At 59.1% G+C, this 18,065-nt stretch carries 13 protein-coding genes; 7 read left to right on the forward strand and 6 right to left on the reverse strand.

The window, feature by feature from the left end; translation table 11 throughout:
- Positions 1 to 54: 54 nt before the first annotated feature.
- Positions 55 to 1,719 carry an energy-dependent translational throttle protein EttA gene (ettA, locus tag ACMXYI_RS02755; RefSeq protein ID WP_008154245.1) on the reverse strand — a complete coding sequence of 555 codons (1,665 nt, stop codon included), beginning with the start codon at positions 1,717 to 1,719 and terminating at the stop codon, positions 55 to 57.
- A 285-nt stretch (positions 1,720 to 2,004) separates the two neighbouring features.
- On the opposite strand from ettA, the gene ACMXYI_RS02760 reads away from it, so the two are divergent.
- From ACMXYI_RS02760 to ACMXYI_RS02780, 5 genes are all read left to right on the forward strand, one after another.
- A complete protein-coding gene (locus tag ACMXYI_RS02760; RefSeq protein ID WP_415771526.1) occupies positions 2,005 to 5,853 on the forward strand; it encodes a sensor domain-containing protein in 3,849 nt (1,282 codons plus the stop codon).
- Between the two features lie 258 nt (positions 5,854 to 6,111).
- Positions 6,112 to 7,365, forward strand: coding sequence for a serine hydroxymethyltransferase (gene glyA, locus ACMXYI_RS02765; protein ID WP_033054266.1), 1,254 nt, complete (start codon positions 6,112 to 6,114; stop codon positions 7,363 to 7,365).
- A 277-nt stretch (positions 7,366 to 7,642) separates the two neighbouring features.
- Entirely contained in the window at positions 7,643 to 8,956 is a 1,314-nt protein-coding gene (locus tag ACMXYI_RS02770; protein WP_415771528.1) for a C4-dicarboxylate transporter DctA, read from the forward strand.
- A 67-nt stretch (positions 8,957 to 9,023) separates the two neighbouring features.
- Positions 9,024 to 9,728: a FadR/GntR family transcriptional regulator gene (locus ACMXYI_RS02775; RefSeq protein ID WP_008154237.1), complete on the forward strand. Its 705-nt coding sequence runs from the start codon at positions 9,024 to 9,026 to the stop codon at positions 9,726 to 9,728.
- Between the two features lie 25 nt (positions 9,729 to 9,753).
- Complete coding sequence (locus ACMXYI_RS02780) at positions 9,754 to 10,470, forward strand: GntR family transcriptional regulator (RefSeq protein ID WP_415771530.1); 717 nt, start codon at positions 9,754 to 9,756, stop codon at positions 10,468 to 10,470.
- Between the two features lie 116 nt (positions 10,471 to 10,586).
- Here ACMXYI_RS02780 and yjiA read toward each other — a convergent pair whose 3' ends face one another.
- The 3 genes from yjiA to ACMXYI_RS02795 form a co-directional block, all read right to left on the reverse strand.
- Positions 10,587 to 11,558, reverse strand: a complete 972-nt coding sequence (gene yjiA, locus ACMXYI_RS02785) for a GTPase (RefSeq protein ID WP_415771531.1) — start codon at positions 11,556 to 11,558, stop codon at positions 10,587 to 10,589.
- 163 nt (positions 11,559 to 11,721) lie between these two features.
- Positions 11,722 to 11,919 carry a YbdD/YjiX family protein gene (locus ACMXYI_RS02790; RefSeq protein WP_008154232.1) on the reverse strand — a complete coding sequence of 66 codons (198 nt, stop codon included), beginning with the start codon at positions 11,917 to 11,919 and terminating at the stop codon, positions 11,722 to 11,724.
- 14 nt (positions 11,920 to 11,933) lie between these two features.
- Positions 11,934 to 14,000, reverse strand: coding sequence for a carbon starvation CstA family protein (locus ACMXYI_RS02795; RefSeq protein WP_415771533.1), 2,067 nt, complete (start codon positions 13,998 to 14,000; stop codon positions 11,934 to 11,936).
- Between the two features lie 158 nt (positions 14,001 to 14,158).
- On the opposite strand from ACMXYI_RS02795, the gene ACMXYI_RS02800 reads away from it, so the two are divergent.
- A complete protein-coding gene (locus ACMXYI_RS02800) occupies positions 14,159 to 14,527 on the forward strand; it encodes a PilZ domain-containing protein (RefSeq protein ID WP_415771535.1) in 369 nt (122 codons plus the stop codon).
- A gap of 132 nt (positions 14,528 to 14,659) precedes the next feature.
- Here ACMXYI_RS02800 and radA read toward each other — a convergent pair whose 3' ends face one another.
- Positions 14,660 to 16,027, reverse strand: a complete 1,368-nt coding sequence (gene radA, locus ACMXYI_RS02805; RefSeq protein ID WP_008149143.1) for a DNA repair protein RadA — start codon at positions 16,025 to 16,027, stop codon at positions 14,660 to 14,662.
- Positions 16,028 to 16,697: 670 nt separating this feature from the next.
- Between radA and mscL the strand changes: the two genes are divergently transcribed.
- The gene (gene mscL, locus ACMXYI_RS02810) at positions 16,698 to 17,123 is read left to right on the forward strand and encodes a large-conductance mechanosensitive channel protein MscL (RefSeq protein ID WP_415771537.1); all 426 of its coding nucleotides are present in this window, start codon (positions 16,698 to 16,700) and stop codon (positions 17,121 to 17,123) included.
- A 33-nt stretch (positions 17,124 to 17,156) separates the two neighbouring features.
- On the opposite strand, the gene ACMXYI_RS02815 is transcribed toward mscL, so the two are convergent.
- Positions 17,157 to 17,933 carry a ferredoxin--NADP reductase gene (locus ACMXYI_RS02815; protein WP_415771539.1) on the reverse strand — a complete coding sequence of 259 codons (777 nt, stop codon included), beginning with the start codon at positions 17,931 to 17,933 and terminating at the stop codon, positions 17,157 to 17,159.
- Positions 17,934 to 18,065 lie beyond the last annotated feature (132 nt).

The raw sequence follows: 18,065 nt of genomic DNA on the forward strand, positions 1-18,065 counted from the left end.
CCATAAAAAAACGGAGCCCCGAAGGCTCCGTTTTTTCATGCAACCAACCTGAAATCAGGCCAGTTTCTTGTGCCGTACACGATGCGGCTGAGTCGCGGCTTCGCCCAGGCGTTTGCGGCGATCGGCTTCGTACTCGGTGTAGTTACCTTCGAAGAACACCGCTTGCGAGTCGTCTTCGTACGCCAGGATGTGAGTCGCGACGCGGTCAAGGAACCACCGATCGTGAGAGATCACAATGGCAGCGCCCGGGAAGTCCAGCAGGGCTTCTTCCAGGGAACGCAGGGTTTCAACGTCGAGGTCGTTGGACGGTTCGTCGAGCAGCAGGACGTTGCCGCCCTCTTTCAGGGTCAGGGCCAGGTGCAAGCGACCGCGCTCACCACCGGACAGGTCCTTGACGAACTTCTGCTGATCGCCGCCCTTGAAGTTGAAGCGACCGACGTAGGTACGCGACGGGATCTCGTAGTTTCCGATGCGGATCTGGTCCGAACCGTCGGAGATTTGCTGGAACACAGTCTTGCTGCCGTCCAGGTCTTCGCGGCTCTGATCGACGCACGCCAGTTGCACGGTTTCGCCGACTTCGATGCTGCCCGAGTCCGGCGTTTCCTTGCCCATCAGCATGCGGAACAGGGTCGATTTACCGGCACCGTTACCGCCGATCACGCCAACGATGGCGCCTTTAGGCATGGAGAACGACAGGTTGTCGATCAGCACGCGATCGCCATAACCCTTGGAAACGTTCTTGAATTCGATGACCTTGTCGCCCAGGCGTGGACCGGCCGGGATGTAGATCTCGTTGGTTTCGCTGCGCTTCTGGAATTCCTGCGATTGCATTTCTTCGAAGCGTTGCAGACGAGCCTTGGATTTGGACTGGCGGGCCTTGGCGCCTTTGCGCACCCACTCCAGTTCTTCCTTCATGGCTTTTTCGTGAGCCGACTGCTGCTTGGATTCGGCAGCCAGACGATCGGACTTGGCTTCGAGCCAACCCGAATAGTTGCCCTCGTACGGGATACCGGCGCCGCGGTCGAGCTCAAGGATCCAGCCGGCAACGTTGTCCAGGAAGTAACGGTCGTGCGTGATCGCGACCACGGTGCCCGGGAAATCGTGCAGGAAGTGCTCCAGCCAGGCGACGGAATCGGCGTCCAGGTGGTTGGTTGGTTCGTCGAGCAGCAGCATGTCCGGAGCAGACAGCAGCAGGCGGCACAGGGCCACACGACGCTTCTCACCACCGGACAGGAATTCGACCTTGGCATCCCAGGCCGGCAGACGCAGCGCATCGGCAGCGACTTCCAGTTGGCGATCCAGGTTGTGCCCGTCGCTGGCCTGCAGAATGGCTTCGAGCTTGGCTTGTTCTGCGGCCAGTTTGTCGAAGTCAGCATCTTCATCAGCGTAAGCCGCGTAGACCTCGTCCAGGCGCGCCTGGGCGTTCTTGATCACGCTGACCGCTTCCTCGACCACTTCACGCACGGTCTTGGTCGGGTCCAGGATCGGCTCTTGCGGCAGGTAGCCGATGTTCAGCTCCGGCATCGGACGGGCTTCGCCCTCGAACTCGGTGTCGACGCCGGCCATGATTTTCAGCAGCGTGGATTTACCCGAACCGTTAAGGCCGAGTACGCCAATCTTGGCGCCCGGGAAGAAAGACAGCGAAATGTTTTTCAGGATTTCCCGCTTCGGCGGAACAACTTTACCCAGCCGATGCATGGTGAATACGTATTGAGCCATGGAGAACCTAGGGTCAGTGAACGATGAATGATTGGGGCGCGGGCGATGCCCGGCCAGGCCGTGCGCGTCGTCCGATTGATGGTCATCAATGCGTGCGCGCTAAAAAAGCCTGAGTCTAGGAGCTGGAACGCTCCCGCGTAACCGGCAAAGCTACCTGATTGACGGAAGGCAGTCCAGCCGAGCGGGACTGGCACTTTGCCACAACTCAGGGCATGCTAGCCGCCCTCCGGGCGTCCGGCTTATAGTGCACGTCGCGCCAGTCCAGCCAAACCGCAGGATTACAGTTTGTCTAATGTCACTCCCTCATCTTCCGTGAGCGCACTCAATCCTGCGACCGGCTCACCCCTGCGTGGGTCCTTGAAGGGCGCGCTGGCGGCGCTCGTCCTGTTGTTGCTCGCGCTGCTGTTCTGGCAGTTGCTGGATCAGCTACGCGATACCCAACGACACCAGCGTCAGTACACCATCGACTACACCGCCGATCTGGCCTCGCAAGTCAGCCTGAACATGGCGCTGAACGCCCAGATCGCCCTCAACCTGCTACCGATCGTCGAACAACCGCAAAGCGCCGACGAACAGCAGGCGCTGTTTCGCAAACTGCAAAAATCCTTGCCCGACCTGCGCAGCCTCGCGTTGCTCAGCCCTTCCGGGAAAGTCCTCACCGACAGCGCCGACAACAGCGACGATGCCGACTACCTGAGCGAACTGGTCCGGCGCAGTCACGCCCAGGCTCATTATTTCAGCAATGCCAATGACGGTTCGGTGGTGCATCTGCTGCTGCATCAAGCCAGCGGCAGCACCCGCGGCTACTGGGTTCTGCGCCTGACGCCGACATTTTTCTCGTCGCTGACCAATCCAAACGAAGCTGGTATGCGCCCGCTGTGGCTGGTGGAAAACCGCTTCAATCATCAAGTCATCAGTCGCGATGAGCCACTACCCTTGGCCAAGCCCGGCGAACTGACCGAGGACGATGTGGCCAACAGCGTGCTGACAGTGCCCCTGAGCAGCAGCGACTGGCAACTGCGCGGGTTGTTCGACCGGAAACGGGTGATCGAACAGCTGCTGCCGGCGTTCATCGGCAAATGCCTTCTGGGCCTGGCCTTCTCGCTGCTGCCGTTCATCGCCCTGCTGAACATGCGCCGCCGCCAGCGCCAGGTGCACGAAGGCCGTCGACGTTACCAGGATATTTTTGAAGGCACCGGCGTCGCCTTGTGTGTACTCGACGTGTCCGGGCTCAAAAGCTCCTTCGACAAGGTTCAGCTGCACAGCAGCGAACAACTGAAGGCCTGGCTCGAGACACCGGAACAGCGCCAGCATCTGCTGCAGGAACTGCGCATCACCGAGGTCAACCTGGTCGCCCTGCAACTGCTCAACGTCAACACGTGCGATCAAGCCTGGAAACTGCTGATCGACGGTAACCCGCAGGACGGCACTGCCATCGGCAATCAAGTGCTCGACGCGGTGCTCAACCAGCAGAAACAGCTTGAACTGGAAATCAAACTGCAAGACGCCAATGGCCGCGACCAGCACTTGTGGCTGGTACTGCGTTTGCCGGAAGACCAGGACGACTATAAAGCGGTGATCCTGAGTATCACCGACATCACCAGCCGCAAGCTTGTCGAGTTGTCGCTACTGGAGCGCGAAGGATTCTGGTCAGACGTGGTCCGCACCGTACCGGATCATCTGTACGTGCAAGACGTGATCAGCCAGCGAATGATTTTCAGCAACCACCACCTGGGCCAGACGCTCGGTTACAACCGTACCGAACTGCACCAGATGGGCGAGTATTTCTGGGAAATACTGCTGCACCCCGAAGATGCCGACTTCTACCACCGCTCGCGCCAAACCCAGCGCCAGGCCGGTTACAGACAATTGATGCAATGCCAGCTGCGCTTCCGCCACCGGGACGGTAAATGGCGGCGCTTCGACATCCGCGAACAGGCACTGGCGCGGGACAAGCACGATCAGGTCACGCGGATCATCGGCGTGGCCAAGGACATCACCGATCAGATTGAAGCCAGTGAGTCCCTGCGTGACAGTGAGCAGCGTTACCGGATGCTCGCCGAAAGCATCAGCGACGTGATTTTCTCGACCGACAGCAAATTGGCGCTCAACTACGTCAGCCCGTCGGTGCAAGCCGTGCTGGGCTACGACGCCGACTGGATTTTCCAGAACGGCTGGCAATCGACCATCGCCAACCCGCAACAGCTGACCGGCATTTACAGCCTGATGGACCGGGTCAGCAAAGCGCTGAACAAACCCGACCAACTGGCGTTGTTGCGCAGCCAGGTGCAGACCCAACTGTTTTTGTTCGACTGCCTGCGGGCCGACGGACGCAAGATCCCTATCGAACTGCGGCTGGTGCTGGTCTGGGACGAACACGGTGCATTCGAAGGCGTACTGGGCGTCGGTCGCGACATCAGCCAGCAACGCCGCGCCGAAAAAGACCTGCGCATGGCCGCGACCGTATTTGAGCACTCGACCTCGGCGATCCTGATCACCGACCCGGCCGGCTACATCGTCCAGGCTAACGAAGCCTTCAGCCGTGTCAGCGGTTATGCGGTAGAGCAGGTGCTCGACCAGTTGCCGAACATGCTCACCGTCGACGAACAGCAGGAAGCCCATCTGCGTTATGTGCTCAAGCAATTGCATCAGCACAGCACGTGGGAAGGCGAAGTCTGGCTCAAACGACGCAATGGCGAGCATTACCCGGCCTGGGTCGGGATCACGGCGGTGCTCGATGACGAAGGCGATCTGGCCAGCTACGTGTGTTTCTTCAGCGACATCAGCGAGCGCAAGGCCAGTGAGCAGCGGATTCACCGCCTCGCCTATTACGACGCCCTGACCCACCTGCCCAACCGCACGCTGTTCCAGGATCGCCTGCACACGGCACTGCAATCGGCCGAACGGCAGAAGTCCTGGGTGGTGCTGATGTTCCTCGACCTGGACCGTTTCAAACCGATCAACGACTCCCTGGGCCACGCCGCCGGCGATCGCATGCTCAAGGAAATGGCCACGCGCCTGCTCGGCTGTGTCGATGACGACGACACCGTGGCGCGCATGGGCGGCGATGAATTCACCTTGCTGCTGCAACCGCGGGCCAACCGTGAAATTGCCTTGAACCGGGCGATTCATGTGGCCGAACAGATTCTCGCCAGCCTGGTGAAACCGTTCGTGCTTGAAGGCCGCGAGTTCTTCGTCACGGCCAGTATCGGCATCGCCCTGAGCCCTCAGGACGGTAACGAACTCAGCCAGCTGATGAAAAACGCCGACACCGCGATGTATCACGCCAAGGAGCGCGGCAAGAACAACTTCCAGTTCTATCAGGCCGATATGAACGCCAGCGCCCTGGAGCGTCTGGAGCTGGAAAGCGACTTGCGTCACGCCCTGGAACAGAACGAATTCGTTCTCTACTACCAACCGCAGTTCAGCGGCGATGGCAAACGCCTGACCGGTGCCGAAGCCTTGCTGCGCTGGCGCCATCCGCGACGCGGTCTGGTGCCGCCGGGAGACTTCATTCCGGTGCTCGAAGAGCTCGGTCTGGTGGTGGATGTTGGCGACTGGGTGATCAGCGAGGCCTGCCGTCAGCTCAAGACCTGGCATCAGGCCAAGGTCCGGGTGCCGAAGGTGTCGGTGAACATTTCGGCCCGGCAATTCTCCGATGGCCAACTCGGGACGCGGATCGCCACCATCCTCAAGGAAACCGGCCTGCCGCCGGCGTGCCTGGAGCTGGAACTGACCGAAAGTATCCTGATGCGCGAAGTCAGCGAAGCGATGCAGATTCTCGCCGGGCTGAAAAATCTCGGCCTGAGCATTGCGGTCGACGACTTCGGCACCGGTTACTCATCGCTCAACTACCTCAAGCAATTCCCGATCGACGTGCTGAAAATCGACCGCACCTTCGTCGACGGCCTGCCGTCGGGTGAACAGGATGCGCAGATTGCCCGCGCGATCATCGCCATGGCCCACAGCCTCAACCTGGCGGTTATCGCCGAGGGCGTGGAAACCCACGAGCAACTCGACTTCCTGCGCGAGCATGGTTGCGACGAGGTTCAAGGGTATCTGTTCGGCCGCCCGATGCCGGCGAATCGGTTTGAGGCGCAGTTCAGCAATGATGCGTTGTTCATGTTCGATTGATCGGGACTGATCGTTCCCACGCTCTGCGTGGGAATGCCTCACTGGACGCTCTGCGTCCGCTTCGGCCAGTGACGCGGAGCGTCACTGGCTGCATTCCCACGCAGAGCGTGGGAACGATCACCTGACACCTGCCGGCACGATCACCGCTGATCCCGTCATGAAGCCCACTTGTCTGCGACATGATGTCCTTTCATATGCCATCTAAAACCCATTGGGTTAGAATGCCCCCCTTTTCTGCCCCGATCCTTGAGGACCGCCATGTTCAGCCGTGATTTGACTATTGCCAAGTACGACGCCGATCTCTTTGCCGCCATGGAGCAAGAAGCTCAGCGCCAGGAAGAGCACATTGAGCTGATCGCTTCGGAAAACTACACCAGCCCTGCGGTCATGGAAGCTCAAGGCTCGGTACTGACCAACAAGTACGCCGAAGGCTACCCGGGCAAGCGCTACTACGGTGGTTGCGAGTTCGTCGACGTGGTCGAGCAACTGGCCATCGACCGTGCAAAAGAACTGTTCGGCGCTGATTACGCCAACGTTCAGCCACACGCCGGTTCGCAAGCCAACAGCGCCGTTTACTTGGCTCTGCTGCAAGCGGGCGACACCATCCTGGGCATGAGCCTGGCGCACGGTGGTCACCTGACCCACGGTGCCAGCGTTTCCTCCTCCGGCAAGCTGTACAACGCCGTTCAGTACGGCATCGACGGCAACGGCCTGATCGACTACGACGAAGTCGAGCGTCTGGCGGTTGAGCACAAGCCGAAAATGATCGTGGCCGGTTTCTCTGCCTACTCGCAGATCCTCGACTTCCCGCGTTTCCGCGAAATCGCTGACAAGGTTGGCGCCTACCTGTTCGTCGACATGGCTCACGTAGCCGGTCTGGTCGCCGCTGGCGTCTACCCGAACCCGGTTCCTTTCGCTGACGTCGTGACCACCACCACGCACAAGACCCTGCGCGGTCCACGTGGCGGCCTGATCCTGGCTCGCGCCAACGCCGACATCGAGAAGAAACTGAACTCCGCGGTATTCCCGGGCGCCCAGGGTGGCCCGCTGGAGCACGTGATCGCCGCTAAAGCGATCTGCTTCAAGGAAGCACTGCAACCTGAGTTCAAGACTTACCAGCAACAAGTGGTGAAAAACGCCCAGGCCATGGCCGGCGTGTTCATCGAGCGCGGTTACGACGTAGTGTCGGGCGGTACTCAGAACCACCTGTTCCTGCTGTCGCTGATCAAGCAGGAAATCTCCGGTAAAGACGCCGACGCCGCTCTGGGCAAAGCGTTCATCACCGTGAACAAGAACTCCGTGCCAAACGATCCACGCTCCCCGTTCGTCACCTCCGGTCTGCGCTTCGGTACTCCGGCTGTGACCACTCGTGGCTTCAAGGAAGCAGAGTGCAAAGAACTGGCCGGCTGGATCTGCGACATCCTGGCGGACCTGAACAACGAAGCGGTGATCGACGCCGTTCGTGAGAAGGTCAAGGCCATCTGCAAGAAGCTGCCGGTATACGGCGCCTAATCAGCCCGCTAAACCGCAGCAATGAAAAAACCGGCCAGTGATGGCCGGTTTTTTTATGCCCGCGATTTTTTTCAAACCGCGAAAAGGCTCAAGGTCGGGGCATTGCGCTCAACTGGTAAGACCGGTCATGCCAATCACTCACATTTTGCTTGCGAACACCCAAAATCAGCGCTTATATTGCGCCTGCACTGGACATACCGGTAAGACCACAATAATTAAGTCCTGAATCTGATGCGCGAAGCGCACGGCAGCCAGGACACCGACCAGGATTCCTCCCATGCTCAGATGGTGCTCGCGTTCAATCTTCCTCCAAGTGGTTCTCGGACTGGTGCTCGGCATCGTCTGTGGGCTGACCCTCCCTGAATACTCCGCTCAGCTCAAACCGCTCGGCGATGGCTTCATCAAACTGATCAAGATGCTCATCGGTCTGATCGTGTTCTGCGTAGTGGTCAGCGGCATCAGCGGTGCCGGCGACCTGAAGAAGGTTGGGCGCATCGGCCTGAAATCGGTGATCTACTTCGAAATCCTGACCACCATCGCCCTGGTGATTGGTCTGGTGTTCGCTTTCACCACCGGCATCGGCAGCGGCGCGAACATTCATCTGGATCAGCTTTCCGCTGCTGATATGGGCGACATCGCCCAGCGCGGCCAGCACATGCAAACCACCTCCCAGTTCCTGATGAACCTGATCCCGACCTCGGTCATCGGCGCCTTTGCGGAGAACAACATTCTGCAAGTCCTGCTGTTTTCGGTGCTGTTCGGCAGTGCGCTGAACCTTGTGGGCGAAGCAGCGTCGGATATTTCCCGGCTGATCAATGAGCTGAGCCACGTGATCTTCCGCATCATGGGCATGATCGTGCGTCTGGCGCCGATCGGCGTGTTCGGCGCCATCGCGTTCACCACCAGCAAATATGGCCTGGATTCGCTGCAGCACCTGGGCAGCCTGGTTGGCCTGTTTTATCTGACCTGTGTGGCGTTTGTGACATTGATTCTCGGCCTGGTGATGCGCCTTTCGGGCCTGAAGATGTGGCCGTTGCTCAAGTACCTGCGCGAAGAACTGCTGATCGTCATGGGCACCGCCTCCTCCGACGCCGTGCTGCCACAAATCATGCGCAAGCTTGAGCATCTGGGCATAGGCAGTTCGACGGTCGGGCTGGTGATTCCGACCGGGTACTCGTTCAACCTGGACGGTTTCTCGATCTACCTGACCCTCGCCATCGTGTTCATCGCCAATGCCACCGGCACGCCGCTGGCCATGACCGACCTGCTGACGATTCTGCTGGTGTCGTTGATCACCTCCAAAGGTGCCCACGGGATTCCTGGCTCGGCGCTGGTGATTCTCGCGGCGACACTGACGGCGATCCCGGCGATTCCGGTGGTCGGCCTGGTGCTGGTGTTGGCGGTGGACTGGTTCATGGGCATCGGCCGGGCGCTGACCAACCTGATCGGCAACTGCGTCGCCACCGTGGCCATCGCGCGCTGGGAAAAGGACATCGATATTCAACGGGCGAACAAAGTACTTTCTGGTCAGGTGGGTTATACCTTCCAGCCGAGAAAGCCTGTCGGCCCGGCACATCAACAGGAATTCTGAATAATCGCCGTGCCTGCCCACGGGCAGGCACGGTCATCAATCATTTTGGATGCTCATGGAGCGAACAGTGATTACCTCGTCGACCGTTGTGAATTCAGTAGTAGAAAAACTCCGGGCCGCTTTGGCCCGTGGTCAGTGGCGCTCCGGCGAGATGCTGCCGGGGCAGCGTGAGCTGGCCGAACAACTGGGCATCAGCCGCCCGAGCCTGCGTGAAGCCGTCATCGTGCTGGAAACCCTCGGGCTGGTGCGCTCCATGCCGGGTAAAGGCGTGGTGGTGCTGGAGGCCAATCTCAGCGACAGCCAAAGCCACGACAGCGCAGTCGCCGGTGCGAGCCTGGAAGACGTGCTGCAACTGCGCTACACCCTTGAGCCGTTCATTGTCGGCCTGGTGGCGCAGTCGATCAGCAGCAAGGAAGTCGGGCAACTGCGCCTGACCCTGATGGACATGCGCGAAGCGCTGGAGGCCAACGACAGCGAAGCCGGGGTGAACGCCTACATCGCGTTCCACGAAGAGCTGTTCACGCTTACCTCGAACCCGATTTTCCAGAGTGTGGTGCAACAGACCAGCAACGCCCTCAAGCAAAGCGCCGACGTGCTGCGCAACTCCCCGGAGCATTTGGCTGAACGCCTTGAGGAAAACGAAGCCGTGGTGCGCGCTATTCGCAGCAAAAACAGCGCCCAGGCCAGCGCCGAAATGCGTCGGCACATCCTTCGGGAAGGCCAGCGGATGGGCATCGAATTGAATATTCCGGACGACAATCTCGTCAGTTGAGTCCGCTTCGAACTGGAGACAAGCCATGAACAGCTTCGCCTCACCGCAAACCCTCACTGCCCTGCCCTTCCCGCGAACGAACACCGGGAAGCCGTCGGCGGATGATCTCTACTCACGGATATTCGATGCCATTCTCGAACAGCGCATCGTCCCCGGCAGTCGCTTCACCGAAGAAAGCCTGGGGGACATGTTCGGGGTGAGCCGCAGCAGCATCCGCCAGGTACTGACGCAGCTGTCACATCAGCAGATCATCATCCTTCGCACCCACCATCGTCCCCGGGTCGCCGCGACAGATGTCGAGCAGACCCGCCAGACGCTTCACGCCCGACGACTGACTGAACTCACGCTGGTACAGCTGGCCTGTCAGCAGCCTCGTCCGCAAGACCTGAATCGTCTGCGCGACTTGATCGATAGTGAGCGCCGATGTCTGGAGCGCGATCAGCGTGGCCCGGCGATTCGGTTGTCCGGGGAGTTTCATTTGCAGTTGGCCGAAATGGCGGGGAATGCACCTTTGGCGCATTTTCTTGGCACGCTTGTGCCGCTGACGTCATTAGCTGTTGCACAGTTTGGCGCAGAAACGGAGGGCTATTGCGCGTGGCAGGTGCACGAAGCGCTTGTGGATGCGGTTGAGAGTAGGGATGCAGTAATGGCAGAGACTTTGCTCAGCCAACACCTGGATCATTTGGAGGCGGTATTGCTGAACTCACAACCAATATTCCGCCAGAATCGTGTTGCTGGTTAGATCGCCTTCGCGAGCAAGCCCGCTCCCACATTTGATCGCATTCCAACTGGAAGAACTCGGTTAAAAGTGGGAGCGGGCTTGCTCGCGAAAAGGCCGTCACCGACGCCGACAATGCTTCAGGTTGCGGCCACCCGCGCAAACCCCTCGCGAATCTTCTCTTCCGGCAAATCATCGGCAATGAACACGATCACGCTTTCGCGCGTTTCATCGTCCGCCCACTCCGTGTCCCAATCGAATCCGTACAGCTTCAACACGCCCTGAAACACCATGCGCCGTGGCTCGCCAAGGATGTTCAACACGCCTTTGTAGCGCAGCAATTGCTTGCCATGGTCCTCCAGCAGTTCGTTCATGAACTCGCTGAGTTTGTCGATATCCAGCGGCTTGTCGGTGCGCAGCACCAGGCTGGAAATGCGGTCGATGGACGGCGCTTTGCTCACCGGGCGCAGGCTGACACCGCCACCCAGGTCGGCATTGAGATTGAAACCGCGCACGTCGAGCAATTCGGCCAGGTCAATCTTGCCGTGCTCGACCACGCGGATGGGTGCGCGACGGTTGATGCGGGTCAGGCGCTCGCTCAGCGCGGTGAAGGTCGCCTCGTCCACCAGATCGCGTTTGCTCACCAGCAAGCGGTCGGCGAAACCGATCTGCGCCTGGGCGATGGTTTGAGTCAGGTGAGTGTCAGCGTGTGCCGCATCGACCAGGGTGATGATGCCGTCGAGGATGTAGCGCTCGCGCAGCTCTTCATCGATGAAGAACGTTTGCGCCACCGGTGCCGGGTCGGCCAGGCCGGTGCATTCGATCACCAGACGGTCGAAGGCGATTTCGCCGCTGTCCAGGCGTTCTAGCAGCAGGTACAAAGCCTTGGTCAGATCGGTGTGGATGGTGCAGCAAACGCAGCCGTTGGACAGCGTCATCACTTGCACCGGTTCGTCGCCCAACAGTTGGGTGTCGATACCGGCATCGCTGAATTCGTTCTCGATCACGGCGATTTTCAGGCCGTGCTCGGCTTTGAGCAGGTAGCGCAACAGCGTGGTTTTTCCCGCGCCGAGAAAGCCACTGAGGATTGTTACCGGGATGGGAGAGGACAAACGCGTTCTCCTGATTCACAGAAAATGGAAAGTATGTACAAAACAAATGTGGGAGCGGGCTTGCCCGCGATAGCGATTTACCATTCAACATCAATGTTGACTGATAGTCCGTCATCGCGGGCAAGCCCGCTCCCACAGGGATTGCATCAAACCTGCTGTTGCATCAACAGCACTTCGGCCCACCCTTGCCACCGTAACGAGCCTCTTGGCGTTCCCGGAAGAACATCTCATAGGTCATCACCGGTTTGTCCGGGTGTTTGGTTTGCATATGCTCGACGTAATTGTCGTAGTCGGGCATCCCGACCATCAGGCGCGCGGCCTGACCGAGGTATTTACCGAGGCGACTCAGGTCATTGAACATGCTGCAATCCTCGATTACGCATCCGGCAGAACTTGGAATGGCGCTTCTTTATCCGTACGTTCTTTGCTGCCCCAGGCGGAAATACCGACCTTGAGCGCATAGAACAGGATACTGAATACCACGAACAGGAACAGCGCCGTCAGCGTTGCGTTGGTGTAGGCGTTGAAGATCACGTGCTGCATCTGCGTAATGTCCTTGGCCGGGGCGAGGATCTGACCGTTGGCCAGCGCATCGCTGTACTTCTTGGCCAGCGACAGGAAGCCGATCGCCGGGTTGGCATCGAACAGCTTGATGAAGCCGGCAGTGGTGGTGCAGATCAGCAGCCACACGGCGGGCAGCATGGTGACCCAGACGTAGCGCTGGCGCTTCATTTTGATCAGCACGACGGTGCCGAGCATCAGCGCGATACCGGCCAGCATCTGGTTGGAGATACCGAACAACGGCCACAAGGTATTGATGCCGCCTAGTGGGTCGATCACGCCCTGGTACAGCAACCAACCCCACATCGCCACGCAACCGGCGGTTGCGATCAGGTTGGCGGTCCAGGATTCGGTGCGTTTCAGCGCTGGCACGAAGGAACCGAGCAAGTCCTGCAGCATGAATCGGCCGGCACGGGTACCGGCGTCGACAGCGGTCAGAATGAACAGCGCTTCGAACAGAATCGCGAAGTGGTACCAGAACGCCATGGTGTTTTCACCCGGCAGGACACTGTGCAGGATCTGCGCGATACCAACCGCCAGGGTCGGCGCACCGCCGGCACGGGCCAAGATCGTGGTTTCACCGATGTCCTTGGCCACCGCTTGCAGGGCTTCCGGGGTGATTGCAAAGCCCCAACTGCTGACGGTTTGTGCCACGGCCACCACGTCACCGCCGACGACTGCCGCCGGGCTGTTCATGGCGAAATACACGCCTGGCTCGATCACCGAAGCGGCGACCATAGCCATGATGGCAACGAAAGACTCCATCAACATGCCGCCGTAACCGATGTATCGGGCGTTGACCTCGTTATCCAGCAGTTTCGGCGTGGTGCCGGACGAAATCAGCGCGTGGAAACCCGAGACCGCACCACAGGCGATGGTGATGAACAGGAACGGGAACAGACCGCCCTTCCACACCGGCCCGGTGCCGTCGATGAACTGGGTCAATGCCGGCATTTTCAGTTCGGGCATGGTGATCAGGATGCCGATCGCCAAGGCCACGATGGTGCCGATTTTCAGGAAGGTCGACAGATAGTCCCGCGGCGCCAGAATCAGCCAGACCGGCAACGAGGCGGCCACGAAACCGTAACCGACCAGCATCCAGGTAATCTGCACGCCAGTGAAGCTGAACGCCTTGGCCCAGACCGGATCGGCGGCAATCTGCCCGCCCAGCCAGATCGAACCGAGCAGCAACAGCACGCCGACCACAGAGATTTCACCAATGCGGCCCGGGCGGATGTAGCGCATGTAGATGCCCATGAACATCGCGATCGGGATGGTCGCCATTACCGTGAAAATACCCCACGGGCTTTCGGCCAGGGCCTTGACCACGATCAGCGCCAGCACCGCGAGGATGATGATCATGATCAGGAAGCAGCCAAACAGCGCGATGGTGCCGGGGATGCGGCCCATCTCCTCACGGACCATGTCGCCGAGGGAACGGCCGTTGCGGCGAGTGGACATGAACAGGACCATGAAGTCCTGAACAGCACCGGCCAGCACCACGCCGGCAATCAGCCACAGCGTACCGGGCAGGTAACCCATCTGCGCCGCCAGGACCGGACCGACCAGCGGCCCTGCGCCAGCAATGGCCGCGAAGTGGTGACCGAAGAGGATGTGTTTGTTGGTCGGCACGTAGTCCAGACCGTCATTATTGAGCACGGCGGGGGTGGCCCGTCGCGGGTCGAGTTGCATCACGTTGTTAGCGATGAACAGACTGTAGTAACGATACGCAACCAGATAGATGGCCACGGCGGCGACCACAATCCACAAGGCGTTGATCGCCTCGCCTCGGCGCAATGCCACTACACCGAGGGCACACGCCCCTACGATTGCCAGCAGCAGCCAGGGTAGGTGGCGTAGCAGGCTATTATTATTTTTCATTTTATGATTCCAGCCAGGGTGGACAAGAAAGACAGCCATCTCGAGTTTAGCGCTAACGGCCGCAAAGGCCATCCCCCGACACGGGTTGAGCCATCACTTTGCTGGCAGCCTTTGACAATGCGGGTCTATAGTCAGCGAACATTTACGAGGATTGCGCCATGAGCGAGCACCCTGCCGATCGCCGCCGCTTCAAACGTATTGCGTTCGATGCCCGAACCGAGCTGAGCCAGGGGGAATTCATCTGGCCGGTGAAGTTGATCGACCTCTCGCTCAAGGGACTGTTGATCGAGAAACCCGAGCCTTGGCTGGGTAATCCGGACTGGCATTTCCTGGTCGATATTCATCTCAACGAAGACGTCGAGATCAAGATGGATGTGATGTTGACCCACGATGACCATGGCCAGCTCGGGTTTGTCTGCAAGCACATCAGCCTGGAATCTATCGAACGTCTGCGGCGGTTGATTGAGTTCAACCTGGGCGATCCAGAGGAACTGGAGCGTGAATTGGGCGCTTTGATCGAAATCTGACAACCAGCACTAATCCAATGTGGGAGCGAGCTTGCTAGCGATAGCGGTTTAGCATTCAACGATGATGTTGAGTGATAGTCCGCCATCGCGAGCAAGCTCGCTCCCACAGGGGTTTGTATTCTATCTGGAAGGTTATTCGAACAGGGCGTCGAGGGCCTGCTCCAGTCGGGTCACCGCAATAATCTGCAACCCCGGCGGCGCCTCCTTCGGCGCATTACCTTTTGGCACGATGGCGCGCTTGAAGCCGTGTTTGGCGGCTTCTTTCAAGCGTTCCTGGCCGCTGGGCACCGGGCGTACCTCACCGGACAGCCCGACTTCGCCGAACACCAAAAGATCATGAGGCAGTGGCCGGTTGCGCAAACTGGACATGACCGCCGCCATCAGCGCCAGATCGGAGGCTGTTTCCAGCACCTTCACCCCGCCAACCACGTTGAGAAACACATCCTGATCGTGGGTCGGAATGCCGCCGTGACGGTGCAGCACCGCCAGCAACATCGCCAGTCGATTCTGGTCCAGCCCCAGCGTTACCCGACGAGGATTGGCCAGGTGACTGTCGTCCACCAGCGCCTGGACTTCCACCAGCATCGGTCGCGTCCCTTCCCACGTCGCCATGACCACACTGCCCGGCACTTCTTCCTGCGCGCGGGTGAGAAAAATCGCCGAAGGGTTGGAGACTTCTTTCAGCCCCTTGTCGGTCATACCGAATACGCCCAGTTCGTTGACGGCGCCGAAACGGTTCTTCACCGCCCGCAGCAAACGCAAGCGCCCATCGGATTCGCCTTCGAAATACAGCACTGTGTCAACCATGTGCTCCAGCACTCGCGGCCCGGCCAATGCACCTTCTTTCGTCACGTGACCAACCAGGAAAATGGCCGTACCGCTCTGCTTGGCATAACGCACCAGCAACGCCGCGCTTTCCCTGACCTGGGACACGCCGCCCGGTGCCGATTGCAGTTGCTCGGTGAAGATCGTCTGGATCGAGTCGATCACCATCACCTTGGGTTTTTCCTGCCGGGCGGTGGCGATGATGGTTTCGATGCAAGTTTCGGTCATCACCCGCAGTTGATCCTGAGGCAAGCCGAGTCGGCGGGCGCGCATGGCCACTTGCTGCTGGGATTCTTCGCCGGTGACGTACAGCGCCGGCATGACTTTGGCGAGGTTGCACAAGGTTTGCAGCAGAATGGTCGATTTGCCGATGCCCGGATCACCGCCGATCAGCACCACAGAACCATCTACCAGGCCGCCACCCAACACTCGATCCAGCTCGCTGGACGCTGTGGAAAAGCGCGGAATTTCTTCGACGCTGACTTCGGCCAGGGTCTTGATCTGTGCCTGTTGACCGGTCCAGCCGGTGCGACCGCTGGGGGCTGCGGCACCCCCGCTCTCCACCATGGTTTCGGTCAGGGTGTTCCAGGCCCCGCACTCACCGCACTGGCCAGCCCACTTGGGGAAGGTTGAGCCGCACTCGGTGCAGCCGTACATGCGCTTGGCCTTGGCCATCTGAACTCCCCGCAAAAAACCGCGATGATAGCTCAGCTGGTGCGGATCAGCGCGGCGAAGTTACCCAGCGGATCTTCGGTAGCAACTTGTTCAAATCCTGGAATACATTCACTGCATTACTAACTATGAAAACCTGTACAACGTATCCAAACATATCCAATCCGACATTAGTCTCGCCCCATGAAACAAAAATCAAACCTGTACAAATCCTTGTCATTTAAAACTTGAACGTACAATCCAACCGTTAAGCCAACTTTACAATACGAACAACCAAGCCAATGGCAATATAATGGCATTTTCAACATCTAACTCAGGGCGTTTGTTTGAGGTACGAGTCCGTACACCCTCAAACCATTCACATAAAACTTCATATGCCGCACATTGCCCTTGTATCAACCCAGTGATGCTAAAGCCCCAACTTTCCATGTTTTTATCCTGCCCCCCTTCCACTCAGCAGAGACGAGCGATCGATGGGTAACATGTCCTGCGGGCGCGCTGGAGCGCCCTACGTTAAAGCGGCTACCCCGAACAAGAGCAGTGGCATTTTCCAACTTTTTACCGCCGAGAAGATCGGTAGCAGGCAAGCTCTGCAAGCAGTTGTTTCGAGCAGGATGCATCATGCTGATTTACACTGCGCTCACCAACCTCATCTGTAACAAGGAAATAACCTATGGGCGTGATAAGTGAGTTCAAGGCCTTCGCGGTCAAAGGTAACGTGGTCGACATGGCCGTCGGTATCATCATCGGCGCCGCCTTCGGCAAGATCGTTTCATCGTTTGTCGGCGACGTGGTGATGCCACCCATTGGCCTGCTGATCGGGGGGGTGGACTTCAGTGACCTGGCCGTCACGCTCAAAGCAGCCAACGGCGATATCCCGGCGGTAATGCTGGCGTACGGCAAATTCATCCAGAGCCTGATTGACTTCATCATCGTCGCCTTCGCGATCTTCATGGGCGTCAAAGCCATCAACCGCCTGAAACGCGAAGAGGCCGTTGCGCCAACGTTGCCGCCGGTTCCGACCAAGGAAGAAGAGCTTCTGGAAGAGATCCGCGATCTGCTCAAGGCTCAGAACAATCGGCCCTCAACAGGTCAGTAAAACAAGCAACGGCGCCCTTGAGGCGCCGTTTTTTTACCAGTAGTTTTCCACCGCCACTTGCCCGGGTCGGCGACTGAGGCTCAAGTGCATGTGGCGCTGTTTGAGCAATTTGCGCGTGTCATCGATCATCTGCGGATTGCCGCAGAGCATGACCCTTGAGTGCTCAGCCGTCAGCGCCAGGCCTGCCGCCCGCTCCAGTTCGCCATTTTCGATCAGCGCAGTGATCCGGCCACTCAGAGCGCCCGGATGCTGCTCGCGGGTGACGGTGGTGATGAACTGCAGCTTGTGCGCAAACTCCGCTAAATAGTCGCGCCCGGCCAACCCGCTGACGAGGTCCTGATAAGCCAGCTCCCGGGCTTCGCGCACACTGTAGACCAGGATGATTCGTTCGAATTTCTCCCAGACCTCGAAGTCCTGCAGGATCGACAGAAACGGCGCCAGGCCGGTGCCTGTGGATAACAACCAGAGATCACGGCCGTCGACAAAGCGATCCAGCGTCAGGTAACCAAAGGCCTGACGTTCGACCAGCAGCGTATCGCCGACTCCCAGCCGACTCAGCTCACTGGTGAACTCCCCCCCTGGCACCACAATGGAAAAGAATTCGAGGAACTCGTCATAGGGCGACGACACCATGGAATAGGCGCGCCATACGGTGCTGCCGTCAGCCTTGGTCACGCCCAGCCGGGCGAATTGCCCTGCACGAAAACGAAAACCCGGATCCCGGGTGGTCCGCAGGGTGAACAGACTGGGGGTCAGCGACTGGACGTCGAGCAAGGTCTGGCGAGTGAATTTTTCTGCACTGGCGGTCATGGGGTGCTCCATTCAACAGATAGCCACAGTGTCCCGCAAAGCGGCGGGCTTAAACACCGGTGATTTGTAGTGGCTTTGGCCAGGGACTCATTCACATTAACTTCATAATATGATTTACATTAACCACCCAGT

Origin of the sequence: Pseudomonas lyxosi (genome assembly GCF_047758685.1) — a bacterium.
In the GTDB taxonomy this organism is placed as follows: Bacteria; Pseudomonadota; Gammaproteobacteria; order Pseudomonadales; family Pseudomonadaceae; genus Aquipseudomonas; species Aquipseudomonas lyxosi.

Bases quoted from the DNA above. Each gene is read 5' to 3' on its own strand.
- radA (WP_008149143.1), bottom strand. From the start codon at position 16,027: ATGGCCAAGGCCAAGCGCATGTACGGCTGCACCGAGTGCGGCTCAACC.
- ACMXYI_RS02795 (WP_415771533.1), bottom strand. From the start codon at position 14,000: ATGAAAAATAATAATAGCCTGCTACGCCACCTACCCTGGCTGCTGCTG.
- ACMXYI_RS02780 (WP_415771530.1), top strand. From the start codon at position 9,754: ATGAACAGCTTCGCCTCACCGCAAACCCTCACTGCCCTGCCCTTCCCG.
- ACMXYI_RS02770 (WP_415771528.1), top strand. From the start codon at position 7,643: ATGCTCAGATGGTGCTCGCGTTCAATCTTCCTCCAAGTGGTTCTCGGA.
- ettA (WP_008154245.1), bottom strand. From the start codon at position 1,719: ATGGCTCAATACGTATTCACCATGCATCGGCTGGGTAAAGTTGTTCCG.
- ACMXYI_RS02800 (WP_415771535.1), top strand. From the start codon at position 14,159: ATGAGCGAGCACCCTGCCGATCGCCGCCGCTTCAAACGTATTGCGTTC.
- ACMXYI_RS02815 (WP_415771539.1), bottom strand. From the start codon at position 17,933: ATGACCGCCAGTGCAGAAAAATTCACTCGCCAGACCTTGCTCGACGTC.
- glyA (WP_033054266.1), top strand. From the start codon at position 6,112: ATGTTCAGCCGTGATTTGACTATTGCCAAGTACGACGCCGATCTCTTT.
- ACMXYI_RS02790 (WP_008154232.1), bottom strand. From the start codon at position 11,919: ATGTTCAATGACCTGAGTCGCCTCGGTAAATACCTCGGTCAGGCCGCG.
- mscL (WP_415771537.1), top strand. From the start codon at position 16,698: ATGGGCGTGATAAGTGAGTTCAAGGCCTTCGCGGTCAAAGGTAACGTG.